At 40.4% G+C, this 12964-nt stretch carries 15 protein-coding genes; 13 read left to right on the forward strand and 2 right to left on the reverse strand.

Annotation, left to right across the window (positions count from 1 at the left end; genetic code table 11):
* Positions 1 to 95: 95 nt before the first annotated feature.
* A complete protein-coding gene (locus PSF28_RS03180; protein ID WP_272684616.1) occupies positions 96 to 2075 on the forward strand; it encodes an NACHT domain-containing protein in 1980 nt (659 codons plus the stop codon).
* 660 nt (positions 2076 to 2735) lie between these two features.
* Entirely contained in the window at positions 2736 to 3692 is a 957-nt protein-coding gene (locus PSF28_RS03185; protein WP_272684617.1) for a hypothetical protein, read from the forward strand.
* A 103-nt stretch (positions 3693 to 3795) separates the two neighbouring features.
* On the opposite strand, the gene PSF28_RS03190 is transcribed toward PSF28_RS03185, so the two are convergent.
* Both PSF28_RS03190 and PSF28_RS03195 read right to left on the reverse strand, forming a co-directional pair.
* A complete protein-coding gene (locus PSF28_RS03190; protein ID WP_272684618.1) occupies positions 3796 to 4833 on the reverse strand; it encodes a phage portal protein in 1038 nt (345 codons plus the stop codon).
* Positions 4833 to 6590 carry a terminase ATPase subunit family protein gene (locus PSF28_RS03195; protein ID WP_272684619.1) on the reverse strand — a complete coding sequence of 586 codons (1758 nt, stop codon included), beginning with the start codon at positions 6588 to 6590 and terminating at the stop codon, positions 4833 to 4835. Before PSF28_RS03195 ends, PSF28_RS03190 begins: the two co-directional genes overlap by 1 nt.
* 175 nt (positions 6591 to 6765) lie before the next feature.
* On the opposite strand from PSF28_RS03195, the gene PSF28_RS03200 reads away from it, so the two are divergent.
* From PSF28_RS03200 to PSF28_RS03250, 11 genes are all read left to right on the forward strand, one after another.
* Entirely contained in the window at positions 6766 to 7593 is an 828-nt protein-coding gene (locus tag PSF28_RS03200; RefSeq protein WP_272684620.1) for a GPO family capsid scaffolding protein, read from the forward strand.
* A gap of 12 nt (positions 7594 to 7605) precedes the next feature.
* A complete protein-coding gene (locus PSF28_RS03205) occupies positions 7606 to 8700 on the forward strand; it encodes a phage major capsid protein, P2 family (RefSeq protein WP_272684621.1) in 1095 nt (364 codons plus the stop codon).
* Positions 8701 to 8703: 3 nt separating this feature from the next.
* Entirely contained in the window at positions 8704 to 9360 is a 657-nt protein-coding gene (gpM, locus tag PSF28_RS03210) for a phage terminase small subunit (protein ID WP_272684622.1), read from the forward strand.
* 87 nt (positions 9361 to 9447) lie between these two features.
* Positions 9448 to 9924 carry a head completion/stabilization protein gene (locus PSF28_RS03215; RefSeq protein WP_272684623.1) on the forward strand — a complete coding sequence of 159 codons (477 nt, stop codon included), beginning with the start codon at positions 9448 to 9450 and terminating at the stop codon, positions 9922 to 9924.
* A complete protein-coding gene (locus PSF28_RS03220; protein ID WP_129467193.1) occupies positions 9921 to 10124 on the forward strand; it encodes a tail protein X in 204 nt (67 codons plus the stop codon). The genes PSF28_RS03215 and PSF28_RS03220 overlap by 4 nt, the downstream gene beginning before the upstream one ends.
* 3 nt (positions 10125 to 10127) lie before the next feature.
* Positions 10128 to 10433, forward strand: coding sequence for a phage holin family protein (locus PSF28_RS03225; protein WP_036962068.1), 306 nt, complete (start codon positions 10128 to 10130; stop codon positions 10431 to 10433).
* The gene (locus tag PSF28_RS03230) at positions 10426 to 10869 is read left to right on the forward strand and encodes a structural protein (RefSeq protein WP_116068821.1); all 444 of its coding nucleotides are present in this window, start codon (positions 10426 to 10428) and stop codon (positions 10867 to 10869) included. Before PSF28_RS03225 ends, PSF28_RS03230 begins: the two co-directional genes overlap by 8 nt.
* A 33-nt stretch (positions 10870 to 10902) precedes the next feature.
* Positions 10903 to 11463 carry a DUF2570 domain-containing protein gene (locus tag PSF28_RS03235; RefSeq protein ID WP_272684624.1) on the forward strand — a complete coding sequence of 187 codons (561 nt, stop codon included), beginning with the start codon at positions 10903 to 10905 and terminating at the stop codon, positions 11461 to 11463.
* Positions 11447 to 11875 carry a phage tail protein gene (locus PSF28_RS03240; RefSeq protein WP_272684625.1) on the forward strand — a complete coding sequence of 143 codons (429 nt, stop codon included), beginning with the start codon at positions 11447 to 11449 and terminating at the stop codon, positions 11873 to 11875. Before PSF28_RS03235 ends, PSF28_RS03240 begins: the two co-directional genes overlap by 17 nt.
* Positions 11872 to 12489, forward strand: a complete 618-nt coding sequence (locus PSF28_RS03245) for a phage virion morphogenesis protein (RefSeq protein ID WP_264403055.1) — start codon at positions 11872 to 11874, stop codon at positions 12487 to 12489. The genes PSF28_RS03240 and PSF28_RS03245 overlap by 4 nt, the downstream gene beginning before the upstream one ends.
* Positions 12490 to 12577: 88 nt before the next feature.
* On the forward strand, positions 12578 to 12961 hold the full coding sequence (locus PSF28_RS03250) for a hypothetical protein (protein ID WP_180312220.1): 384 nt from the start codon (positions 12578 to 12580) through the stop codon (positions 12959 to 12961).
* The last annotated feature ends 3 nt before the right edge of the window (positions 12962 to 12964 follow it).

The raw sequence follows: 12964 nt of genomic DNA on the forward strand, positions 1-12964 counted from the left end.
TTTTAAGTCAAATATTTTAATGGCTAACATATTGATGTTTTATAGTATAGATTGGTACTATCGTATAATAAATATTATTCGGGAGTTATAGTGTCATGGTTATAGAAAATTTAGCAATCGGATTGATTGGTAAGGCTGCTGATAAAGTTACCGAGAAGGTTACTGGTGAGTTTGCGGAATTAATGGTAAATATTCTTAAAGACAAATGGAACCATAAGTCAAAAAAAGGGAATAGATTAATAAAAGAAATTAAAGATAATAGCAGTATCTATAATAATTTCATAAAATGTCATATAATGGAAAATTTGTATTTCAAAACTATTGATGGTAAACAAAAAAACATTTTCATTGAGGATGTTTTTATCGAGTCAGATATTAAAGATGAAGACGGGAAATTAAATTCAATTATTGATATACTACATGAGAGCAATGGAAATATAATATGTTTAGAAGGAATAGCCGGCCAAGGGAAAAGCACGCTATTAAGAAAAATTTTAATCGAGTGTATTAGATTTAAATTTAAATTACCAATATTCATAGAGTTAAGAAAAATAGAAAAAGAAAGCAGTATTATAGATGAAATTGTTAATATTTTAAAAATAGCAGGATTAAATGCAGATAAAGAAGGTGTAGAATCAGCTTTATCTAGTGGCCGTCTTCTTTTGTTACTAGATGGATTTGATGAAATTGAATCAACATTTAGTAAAAGTATATTTAATGAACTAGAATATTTAAAATTAAACATTAAAACTCCGATTGTTTTAACATCAAGACCTGACACTCCAATTTGTAATAGTTCCATGGTCAAAAATATGAAGCTAAAAAACCTCTCAGAAACTCAAGTATTAGAAATAATAAAGAAGAGAATGAGTGAAGATGATTTTAAAAAATCAAATGTTGCATTGAAAAACAATCCAAGACTAATGAAGTCATTAATTACACCTATTCTTGTATCCTTATTTTGTGCAAGTTACCCAGAAACAGATTACATTCCTGTTACTGCCAGCGATTATTACGGTCGTATATTCCATATATTATATGAGGGACATGACAAAAAAAAATCATACTATGATCGAGAGAAAAAATTTAATATACAAACAGATGATGCGTTTAAAGTATTTACTGCATTCTCTTTCCTTTGTTTCTCTTTAGCTAAACTATCATTTGATAAAGGGTTAGCCATAGAAAATATTAGTAAATCACTGACTAAAATTGGAGTTTCATCTACTAACTTAGAGCAAAATAACTTCCTTGATGATTTAATTAGAATCACTGGATTAATAAAAAATGATGGACACAATAGATATACATTTATACATAGAAGTATATTAGAATATCATACAGCCATATATATATTGGAATCAGATGAAAAAAAGAAAAAATATCAAGATTTTATATTAAAAAAATTATTATTATCTCAAGAAAGATATATTTCTGTAACAGAATTTCTTTTTGAAAAAGATAAAGAATCCACTATTAAAAATATTGCGATCCCATTACTTGAAAGTATAGGACTAACGGATAACAACAATGATAGTTTAAAAATAAAAGAAAACCTAATAAACATTTCCATTCCAGAAGCAAGGATAGCAGTCTTACTACATAAAGAAATAAAAGAAAAAGAAAAAGTCATAGGTAAGAACTCCGTTTCTCAAACAACAAAAGGATTTTATTTAGTAAAATTACAAAATTTAAATGACATCTCTAACTCAATTAACATATTTATTGATAATAAAAAGGAAAAATTAAATCCACTTCCTACAATAATTCAGCATACAATTTTTGAACAAGAAGGTGTAAAATCTAAAGTAATTGAAGAGACTTTTTCTAGCAGTGAGGATGTAAAATCTAAAGAAATTGAAGAAACTATTTCTAGTAGTGAAGGGTTTGAAGACATATTTCTTGATGAAAAAAATTCATTATCAATGATTGATTTAATTGACAGATTTAATCTAAGGGATGTTGTTTACAAAGATTTAGACCCTACAGTAACAAAAATAGTTAATTGTTATACAACACTCAGTCATTTGTTAAATGTCATGAATTCTCAAGATACTGACTTTGAATGGGAATAGATAAAACTTTCGCTAAATAATCATAGGTAAGAAATTCCGCAATTTTCCGCCTAAATCTGCATTAACAAAAAAGATCGTTACCTGCGCTAAGCCCCACCACTGGCGCAGTTCAGACGATCTCTTGCAGGTGCATGAAAACCGACCTATTTAGTGGGCAGGCGTGGCGGGGCTACGATTGCGCGGCGAGGTGTTTATTGTTAAATATCCGTCCGCAAAATTTCCGAGCCGTCACGGCGTTAAATTCAATTTTCTATAAGTAGATAGTAATTATTTTTGCGTGCGTTGAGGTGGCGCGTGGTGCTGTTTAAATCGGTATTTGATGAGGATAATTTATTGCGGATTCGTCTTGGCGAACTAATACAAGTTAGGGCAGTCGAGTAAAACGAAGCCAATTTTTGGCACCGGATTAGTATTTTGCGACATTACTCACCTCTTTTATTGTTTTAAACAATGGGCGAAATTTCACCTGAAGAATTGCGGGAGTTGTATAAATTTTTGTCGATAAAAATGATTTTAATTAAACGATTTATGTCTTTCGATTTTTGCAGATATCAAGCCAAAACCCTGAGCACCTTTAGTCTTTATAGACAAAAAATTTAACTTATGTTAGCGTTTAAAAGCACTGAAAAGAATTAATTACAACAACTTACCATTTAGAAAATGAAAAAAAACAAAAACAAAAACAAAAACAAAAACAAACCTAGAAATAGAAACCACTATAACTACGATAAGACTATTTTTAGTACTGATAGCCTAAATGACAATAGTATTAGCAACAATAGCCGTCCTTATATCCATTTCGAAACAATTACTTATCCATTACCTGATGAATTAAAACTTCCTATAGAATCAATCATTGGACATGGTAATCAAACACCTACCTATTTTATATGGTTATTTTGTACTTTGATATGTGCATTTACTTCTCTTGTTCTATGGAATGTTATCTCTGGAAAGTTTCTTTTTGTCACTATTGAGATCATACTATTAGTTTCATTTTTTACTCTACTAAAACGATTTAATAAAACTGTTGGTTATTTATCTGTCGATAATGACGGATTTCGCTTTTCTTGTGCCACATGTCCAAAAATGAACATTGAAATATGCTGGGAAAATATTTGTTCTGGGTATGTTGTTCATATCGAAACAGGCGGTAGATATAGGCCAGACTATCTTGTTTTTCAATATAAAAACGCCTTAAATGAAAGTGAAGAGTATAAATTACCCATCGAGAACTGGCTTAACTATTCTCCATTCTCTCCTGTAGAAAAAAGAAAATTAATGCTCAAAGCAATTCTTAAAGGACTTGCGAGAATTCCTGATATAAAAATCAATCAATGTGTATTTACTAAACTCGATATAGATCCAAAAACATTTGAATTTGCACCATCAAAGAGAAGGTCAGAAAATACATGTAACACTATTTTAACAATCATCGTTTTAGGAATTTTATTTATGCTATGGCCATTTTGGGCCACAATTTTACCTCCTTCATGGGCTTTAGTTTTGTTAATAATTTCAACTATTGTTATCGCCATTGGGTTAGTTCTATTCTTTACTTGGCTTTATCCAGAATTTGGAGGCAACATCAGCTATACCGATGATATTAATAAATAACCATCTTAACTGTAGCAATTTCATCATTTGGGTATCCAAATCACCTACCTACAGGCAAAAAATACCGCCTCAGTGGGCGGTATCATTGAATTAACGCGTGATATTATTCGTCGTCTAAGTCCAGCGAGTACTTATCAAACTTTATAATCTCCCCACCAAACCAATCATTAAGCTGCATCATCTTACTTTGTAGCGGCATCAACTCATTACGCACAAACACCTTTGCCGCTTTCTCAACATCCCCAAAGCCACCGACATTTTCAGGAATGATCCCCATGATTTGTGGTGGCACGCGGTGTGCCGCTAACATATCGTCACGACTTACATTTTTAATATTAAGGAATTCATCTTTTGCGGCAGCTTCGGAAAGTGGAATTGTTTGGATACCGTCTTTCTTTCCTCCTGGTGCATACAAAAATAAATTGCGGAAATTTCCCAGCCCTTTGCTGCTTTTCAGGGCTTCGCGGATTTTATCCACATCATCCGTTTTCTGTGCTGCATCACTGATATACAAGATATAACCCGCATGCGAACCATTCAGATAATACTTGCGGCGAAATAGTGTTGCTGCCTCATTCAAAAGCACCGACGGAATAGCGGCGAGATATTCAGGCAGGCCATATAACTCTTGGTTAATATCCGGCTCAATTAAATGAAATACTTTACCGGTTTGGAATTCATACGGTTTGATATCGTACCCATATTGCACAAACCAGTAAGTTTCTAAGTCAACACCTCGGCGGGTAAACTTTGCCGGCGTGTGCTTAAAGTTCAATGCTTGCCCCAGTCGGTTATCGCGCAATTCTAAATAACCATTACCAAACAGCAAAAAGTCTAACGCCCAACTATCAAACGCCTGACGGCTTAAGTATTTATTTGGAATGAATGTGCTGGTAAGAATATTGCGCTTTACATAAATCGCACTGCTGTGGTGTGGCGCTGCACGGAACGTACGTGCAAGGCCATTAAAACTGATAGGTGGCTCATAATAATTGTCAATTTGCACGCATTCGAGGTAATCAAAAATTTCACGCTTGTCTAACACGGGTATTGGGCTACCAAAAGTAAACGCCTCTGCGGGGGCGTGATCTGCGCTTTGCGTTAGCGTTTGTGATTGGCGTTTTTTATTTCTACGGCTCATTAAAATACCTCGACAATATTGTGCTGATTGTGATTTTCACCGGTGATCGGTTCGTTATAAAGGGCATGCATGGTTGCCCACGCTAAATCCGCATGGCTGGCCTCTTCACTGCGGTCTGCTTCATAGGTTGGGCGGTTGCCACTGGCCGTGGTGGCGCGGCGAATAGCCATAAATGATTGTGTGATATCATTGCTTCCCGCGTCATATTCAAGCCGGTCATGGCTAATGACGTCATAGGCCTTAAGGACTAAGGCATTTTTTAACGCGGGGTTATAGACAAATTCTTTTGCGGCAGGGAAAAATTCCCGCACGTTTTGTAGGACTCCGTGACCAATACCTGTGGAATCAATTCCGATGTATTGCACGTTGTAGCGTTCGGTGAGTTCTTTTATCGCGTCAGATTGCGCGCGAAAATCCATGCCACGCCATTGATGATGCTCAAGGATGCGAAACTTACCACCTTTGTGTAGCGGTGGCGCAATCACTACACAGCCGGCACTATCTCCGTTTTGGGTACCTTTGGCTGGGTCATAACCAATCCAAACGGGATGGAAAGCATAGGGGCGTATCATTAATGGTTGAACGTCGTCCCATATTTCCCAACTGTCTACCATGCATTTTTGCATTAACTGCAAGTTGAAAATGGACGCGATATCGTCAACAAACTCACACATCAACAAGTTTTCAAATTCATCAGGGCTATATTCTAAATAGAGCTGGTCAATATCAAATAAATTACAGCCGCCCCGCATGGCATCTTCAATGGTGACGATTTGCCGCCACTGACCATCCCCACACATCATGCCATTCACTAACGCTTGATGGCTGATATCGACCTCAACGTGATCGGCCTTACGACGACCACGATTAAAGAGCTTTCCAGACCAGAACGGATACGCGCTGTGGGTCAATGCCGAGGGGGTCGAAAAGTAGGTTTGACGCCATTTTTTGTGCATGGCCATACCGGAGGCGACTTTGCGTAATTCTTGGAATTTGGGTATCCAGAAATACTCATCAAGATACAAATTACCGTGGTAACTCTGCGCGGTACGGGCATTGGTGCCAAGAAAATACAGTGTTGCGCCATTAGGCAAAACTATCGGATCACCTTTTAAGTCAACATCAACCTCTCGCGCCATATCAATAATGTAACCTTTGAATACGTGCGCTTGGGCTTTACTCGCCGATAAAAATATTTGGTTTCGACCGGTAATGAGTGCATCCATAAAGGCTTCACGAGCGAAAAAGTAAGTTGCCCCGATTTGGCGTGATTTTAAGATGTTGCGAATTCGGTGCTTATGGCCGGCGCCGTACCATGCTTTCTGGTACTCAAACATATTTTCACGAAAGATTTCTTCCAGCTTTTCAATCTGCTCTTCGCTAAATAAATTCTTCTCAGGGGCGCGGCGTTCACCTTTATTGCGATTGGCCAGTTTCGGGTTCAAATCAACCTCATTGCCGCCGTTTTGGTACTTGTGAATTTTGGCATGCCGCTCTACTTGGCGATAAAGTAAGTCAATTTCTTTAAAGTCTTTACCCTCTTTATTTTCTTTGCTAATTAGCGTACAAAGTCGCATTTCCAGCGTCATTTCCACGCGCTCAACGGGGGTAATCTCATCCCATTTGTCGCGCCGTTTCCAGCTGTGGATAGTGGCAGCTTTTTCTTTGAGGATTTCAGCAATACGCGCAATTCGGTACCCGTTAAAATACAGGTGCATCGCGCGTTTTCTTGGGTCAAAATCGTGTAATGTTTTCATGTCGCCAGATTACTGGCTCAGACGACCAATCGCCCCGAGCTGCCATTGTGCCATTCTCCACACAATGGCAAAGCATTGTTTCTTAGCCCTCATCCCTGAAAACATAGGCTCATTATTTTTTTATTTACGCATGAAATTTATCTACGTACGAAATTTAATTGCCGGAGCCTGAGCAATGACAAAAAAATCTAAACCGGTGCGCCTTTGTGTTGAGGGAGCCACAACCGACGGGCGCAAAGTACAACGCCAATGGTTGACGGAAATCGCCAAAAATTACGATAAAAATGTTTATGGTGCCCGCATCAATATGGAGCATTGGAATTATTCTTTTATGCCGCGCTTCGGTGATGTTGAGTCGGTCTATACCGAGGAAATCAGCGAGGGAGCATTAGCAGGAAAGCTAGCACTATATGGCGTGTTAACACCAACACCTGAGTTGGTCGAAATGAATAAAAAACGTCAGAAAGTTTACACGTCTGTTGAAATCAATCCAAATTTCTCTGATATGAACGGTGCTTACTTGGTGGGCGTAGCCGTCACGGATAACCCTGCCAGCCTTGGCACGAGCATGTTGGAATTTAGCGCGGGTGCAGATAAAACCGCCACTTTCTCAGAACGCAAGCAAGATAAAGATAACGTCTTTACGGCGGCGAAAGAAACGGTAATTGAATTTACCGAAGAAGAAAACAAACCAGAAAAACCCAGCTTGAAAGATCGCATCATGGCGAAATTCAGTCGTGAACGTCAGCGCCATGATGTTGAACTCAATGACATTCACCAAGCGGTAGAGCTTTGCGCGGAAGAGCAAACCGAAACTGCACAAAAGCTGACTCAGCTTGAAACACAAGTTAAAGCGCTATCGGGTATCAAGCAAGAAAATGAAACCCTGCGCAGCGAGTTGGACCAACTCAAAAAAGATTTAAGCCAACAAGATAATGGGCAACACCGCCCCACATCTTTTGGTGGAAATACAACCAACACCGAAAACCTGACTGATTGCTAAACGGGAATAATAATGAGAAAAGAAACAAAAGTTAAATTTAACGGTTACATGACCCGCCTTGGTGAGATTTACGGTGTTCAGCCACACGAATTCACAGATTCAAAAGTGGAAATTGAGCCTTCGGCAGCCCAAAAACTGGAAAGCAAAATTCAGTTAAGCGCCGTCTTTCTGACCAAAATTAATATTATGCCAGTCAAAGACCAAGTGGGCGAAAAAATCGGCCTCGGCATTGGCTCAACGGTTGCCGGCACGACGGACACCACCAAACAAGACCGCGAACCGACTGACCCAACTCAATTGGCCAAACAAGGTTATCACTGCCGTCAAACAAACTTCGATACCGCTATTCGTTATGAAAAACTGGACATGTGGGCGATGTTTGAAGATTTCCAGCGCCGTATCCGCGATGCCATTATTCAGCGTCAAGCCCTTGACCGTATCATGATTGGCTTTAACGGGACACATCGTGCTGCAACCTCAAACCGCGAAGTCAATAAACTCCTGCAAGACGTGAATATCGGTTGGTTACATAAAATTCGCCTTGAAGCCCCTGAACATGTTTTAGGTTCTTCAACCGATAAAGACACTAACAAAATCACCCCTGAACCTATTAAAGTGGGTAAAGGCGAAGAGTATGAAAACCTTGATGCACTGGTTATGCAAGCCGTTGACCACGCGATTTCCGAAGTGTACGCCGATGATACCGATTTAGTCGTTATCTGTGGCCGCTCACTTTTAGCCGATAAATATTTCCCTATCGTCAATCGTGATCAAGCCAATACCGAGGCGTTAGCTGCGGATGTGATTATCAGCCAAAAACGCCTCGGTGGATTGCCGGCGGTACGTGTTCCTTATTTCCCGAAAAATGGAATGCTTATCACACGATTAGATAATTTATCTATCTACTGGCAAATCGAATCACGCCGCCGTCAAGTGGTGGACAATGCCAAACGTGACCGTATCGAAAACTACGAATCAGTGAATGAAGATTACATTGTTGAAGATTACGACTGTGTGGCGTTGATTGAAAACATTGAGCTAACGTCTGGAAAACCGGCGGAGCCTACTGAGCCGGACGAAGTAAAAGACGCGCCAACCGGAGAATAAGCTGTGAATCCGTGGGAACGAAAACGCATGCAGGTTGAAGCCAAGAACGTCAGCGCCTATGGCGTTCTTGCTGCCCCCTCGGCAGCAACACAAGTCAAATTGATGTTGCGCCAACACATGCGTGATTTAGGTAAAACCCAATCATTTGAACGCAAAGCCGCGTACAAACGTAAAGCCTTACCGCTATACGAAACGTGGATCACTGAAACATTAAAAGGCAATTCAGGCGTTCAAGATGATGTTTTGATGTATCTCATGTTGTGGAGTTTTGACGCGGGTTTGTACGCGCAAGGGCTAGATATTGCGGAGTATGCATTAAAACACAAGCTCGCCATGCCGTCAGGCCAATCCCGCACAACCGGTTGTGCTATTGCCGAAGAAATGGGAGATAGAGCCAAAGAAGCCTATACCGCAAAAAATCCCATTCCATTGGATATCTTGCAGCGCACCATGGCATTAATTGAGCATGAAGATATGCCCGATAAAGTCCGCGCCGAGCTACATAAATGGCTCGGTTACAGCTTGCGCGATAATGATTTTCCGCAACCGGCTTTATGTGAATTAATGCGTGCTCTTGAGCTTAATGAACGCTGCGGTGTTAAGCAGGATATTAAGAATATTGAAAAGTTTTTGTCAGCAAAAAACAGGGCTGATGAATAAAGAACGTGCCAACGCGCAAGGCGGCGCGAGATAAGAAATTTATTTTTCGGACTCTCGCCCACCGCCTACCTATTTTAAAGGTGACTTATGGATTTTGTATCACCCGAACCAGCAAACGAAAACGACGAGATACTCAAAGTGGGGAGTTTTTTCCCAGAGATTAATACGCGCACATTTCGTGATTCAATGCGAGTTGATGGAACGGTCACAACGAAACGGCTTATTGAAGCATTAACAAACGCCATGATTGAGACTAACCGTGAGCTAGTCAACTTCCAGCACCACGAAATGTCATTGTGTTATTCAACGTTAGAAAGCGTGCCCGCTAGCAAAGTTTACACCGGTGAAATAAGTGAATCAGAGCTAGTTTACCTTTATCGTCGCGCGGTATTCAGCACCGCCAAAGCCAATTTGACCGAGCGTTACCGCGATATAGATACCACACCAAACGGCAGCAAAAAAGCCGATGCCTTAGAGCCGAATATTGATGATTTACAGCGTGATGCTATCTGGGCAATTCAGCGCATCAAGGGAACGACACACAATATTGTTGAATTGATATGAAAATCAGAACGATAAAAGGTGACACCATAGACGGGATATGTTGGCGATTTTACGGCAGAACGACAGGCATGACCGAGGCTGTTTTGTTAGCTAATCCCAATCTTGCCGAACATGGTGCCGTGCTACCTGCGGGGCTATTGATTGATTTACCTGAAATTACCGAAGAGCCGGTACAGCCACTTATACAGCTATGGGATTGATACATGTTTGATAAAGATCCGAACAGTTTCGGTATCGCACAGTGGTTATTAATGCTCTTCATTTCAATGTGGGGAGGTGTTGTGAGATACATCATTGACGTTAAAACGAATAATGCCCCGTGGAGCTGGTTTGCGGCTTTTATGCAAATGGTCGTTTCCGGCTTTGTCGGGTTGTTAGGCGGATTGCTCTGTATTGAGGGAAATCAGAGCATTTATATCACCCTATTCACCACCGGTGTATTTGGTGCGATGGGAAGTATCGGACTTTCCTATTTATGGTCACGCTTTACTGGAGGAAAACATGTCTAACGTACCACGCGGCATACGCAACAATAATCCGGGCAATATTGATTATAACCCGAGAAACCCATGGCGAGGGGAGCTGGCCTTTGACCCTAGCATTGAGCCCCGTCATAGCCGTTTTGAGAAACCTGAATACGGTATTCGCGCATTATTCAAGCTTTTGCGAACCTATTCAACCTATGCAGGAAAACAAGGGGTTGGTTGCGGCAAAATTGATACGGTGGAAGAAATTATTGAACGTTGGGCGCCGGCAAAAGACCGTAATAATACAGAGGGTTATATTAATCGTGTCTGTAAAGAAACGGGCTTTGGTCGTCATGATTGCCTTGATGTTTATGACAAAGAAACGGCATTCAAAATCGCTAAAGCGATAGTTCATGTTGAAAACGGTCAGCAGCCATACAGTGATGAGCAGTTTGAAAAAGGGTGGGCGATGTTGTGATGTTTGAACCCAATAATGCGAGACGAAAAGCTTATGTTTAATATGAAAAAGTGGGTAATCGCTTTCGCATTATTCCTTGTCGCCGGTGTCATATTCGCCGGCTGGCAAGGTCTCGAAAAAATAGATCGGCTTAATGAACGAGTCGGCATACTCACGGCAGAAAACCAACAACTTTCGTTAGACGTTGATAAAAAATCCGCGCTGATCTCTGAGCAATCATTAAGTTTTCACCGTGCAAATCAAATCGCGGGTGATGCCTATCGTCGCGGTATTATTCAACGTGCCGCCGCCGAGGAAAGAAAAATTGAATATAAAACCCTTCTTAAAAACGAGCCAACGTGTGATTTACCTGTGCCTAAGTATCTTGCTGATCGGGTGCTCGACAACGCCTACCGTATCCGTGCAAACGCAATGCGTTCCCATTCCGAAAACACTAACCCAGCAAGTACCCCCACCGCTACCGGACGGGTTCTAACTTATTGCGATTTGGCTTTGATGGTTGACCCTTTACTCGCGGCCTTAGAAACCACCAATATTCAATTGGGTGCGATCGAATTATTTGATGAGGAGCGGAACGGTGAAAAAACTCACTAGCTTACGGGCGTACTTAGACAGTAAAATTCCGTTTCTCAAAGATAACCCTGAAAACCTGTATTTATTTGTTGAAAATGGGCGGATTATTTCCACCTTGGAAGAAACGCCCAGTTTTGAATATGAATACACCGCCAATATCATTATTGAACGTTATTCAGGTGATCAGAATGTCTTAATTGCCGTAGTCAATGACTGGCTAAGAAAAAATCAGTCTGATATTTCGGCGAACCCTGCTAAGCGGCAACAAGATTTTAGATTTGAAGCGGTGATTTTAGATAATAAAACCGCCCACATTAGTATTGATTTAAATCTCACTGAGCGCGTATTAGCGATTGATAAAGAAGGAAAATATGTGATTGAGGCCACCCCTGAGCCTGCAAACCCTTTTGATGAATGGCGCACCACACAATGAATGATGATACTTTGCGTCAACTTGACAGTGAATTAACGCATTTATTAAATCGCATGTCGCAAGGCCAGCGCCGGCAGCTCGCCAAAGAAATCACTCGCGATTTACGCCGTTCTCAAATTAAGCGCATTTCACAACAAAAAAATCCGGATGGCAGCCCATATACCAAACGTAAAGCGAATTTCATCACGGTACAACGTGAAATCCAATTTATGTGGCATGGCCAAAAACGTACCTTACGGAATTGGCGTGGTAATAGCAAAACAATCACTGGCCAAGACGCGAATAAAAAAGCGCAGCGCTCATTTCGTAAATCAGATATTCAGCGCTATATCAGCATCAAGAAAGATAAAATCAGTACAGAGCGCAAAACCAAGCAAACCCGCATGTTTAAAAAACTGGCCACCGCCCGTTTTTTACGCGCCTATAATAGCGATAAAGAAGCCGCTATTTATTTTTTACCTTCAGCGGCAAATATTGCCGGTGTACACCAATTCGGTTTAACAGAGCGTATTGGTAATGCAAAAATAACCTATCCATCACGCCAGTTGTTAGGGCTCACTCCGCAAGAAATCAGGCATATTGAAAGTCAGATTATTGATTTCCTCTCTCGATAATGTGTATCACCGACTGCACAAAAGGCAGTAGCTGCAATCAATACACTATCAATGGCACGCTTAAGAAAATCATTTTTTTGAGGTTGCCATGCGCAAATACATTCCGCTAATTCCTACTCTATTTATCATTATTTACTCACTGGTTATCTTTTTTGATACGGGCGTAGGTAACTATATTTCTGTGGTGATCATCAATACGTACATTTCACTTCACGGCTTTAAATTATTTTTTACTCTCACGCCTTTTTTATCCAATAAAGATTATGAATATACCTTTGAGGGCTTCGAAAAGCTTCTCATACCGCTTGATGAATGGATTTATCGAACGGTGATTTTATTGACAGCGATCGGTGTGATTATCCTATTCATAACAAGTCAGTGGGTTGTCGTGCCATTCTTTGTATTTTGGTGTTTTTGGCAGGGGTTGGCTCGCGGTGTGCTTTTGTCGGCAGTCAAGGCAGCGAGTAAATAAACT

Origin of the sequence: Providencia sp. PROV130, assembly GCF_028482225.1 — a bacterium.
GTDB classification, from domain to species: domain Bacteria; phylum Pseudomonadota; class Gammaproteobacteria; order Enterobacterales; family Enterobacteriaceae; genus Providencia; species Providencia rettgeri.

Coding starts and splice junctions, on each gene's coding strand:
- PSF28_RS03200 (WP_272684620.1), top strand. CDS start 6,766: ATGACAAAAAAATCTAAACCGGTGCGCCTTTGTGTTGAGGGAGCCACA.
- PSF28_RS03230 (WP_116068821.1), top strand. CDS start 10,426: ATGTCTAACGTACCACGCGGCATACGCAACAATAATCCGGGCAATATT.
- PSF28_RS03250 (WP_180312220.1), top strand. CDS start 12,578: ATGCGCAAATACATTCCGCTAATTCCTACTCTATTTATCATTATTTAC.
- PSF28_RS03220 (WP_129467193.1), top strand. CDS start 9,921: ATGAAAATCAGAACGATAAAAGGTGACACCATAGACGGGATATGTTGG.
- PSF28_RS03180 (WP_272684616.1), top strand. CDS start 96: ATGGTTATAGAAAATTTAGCAATCGGATTGATTGGTAAGGCTGCTGAT.
- PSF28_RS03245 (WP_264403055.1), top strand. CDS start 11,872: ATGAATGATGATACTTTGCGTCAACTTGACAGTGAATTAACGCATTTA.
- PSF28_RS03190 (WP_272684618.1), bottom strand. CDS start 4,833: ATGAGCCGTAGAAATAAAAAACGCCAATCACAAACGCTAACGCAAAGC.
- PSF28_RS03195 (WP_272684619.1), bottom strand. CDS start 6,590: ATGAAAACATTACACGATTTTGACCCAAGAAAACGCGCGATGCACCTG.
- PSF28_RS03205 (WP_272684621.1), top strand. CDS start 7,606: ATGAGAAAAGAAACAAAAGTTAAATTTAACGGTTACATGACCCGCCTT.
- PSF28_RS03235 (WP_272684624.1), top strand. CDS start 10,903: ATGTTTAATATGAAAAAGTGGGTAATCGCTTTCGCATTATTCCTTGTC.
- PSF28_RS03225 (WP_036962068.1), top strand. CDS start 10,128: ATGTTTGATAAAGATCCGAACAGTTTCGGTATCGCACAGTGGTTATTA.
- PSF28_RS03215 (WP_272684623.1), top strand. CDS start 9,448: ATGGATTTTGTATCACCCGAACCAGCAAACGAAAACGACGAGATACTC.
- PSF28_RS03185 (WP_272684617.1), top strand. CDS start 2,736: ATGAAAAAAAACAAAAACAAAAACAAAAACAAAAACAAACCTAGAAAT.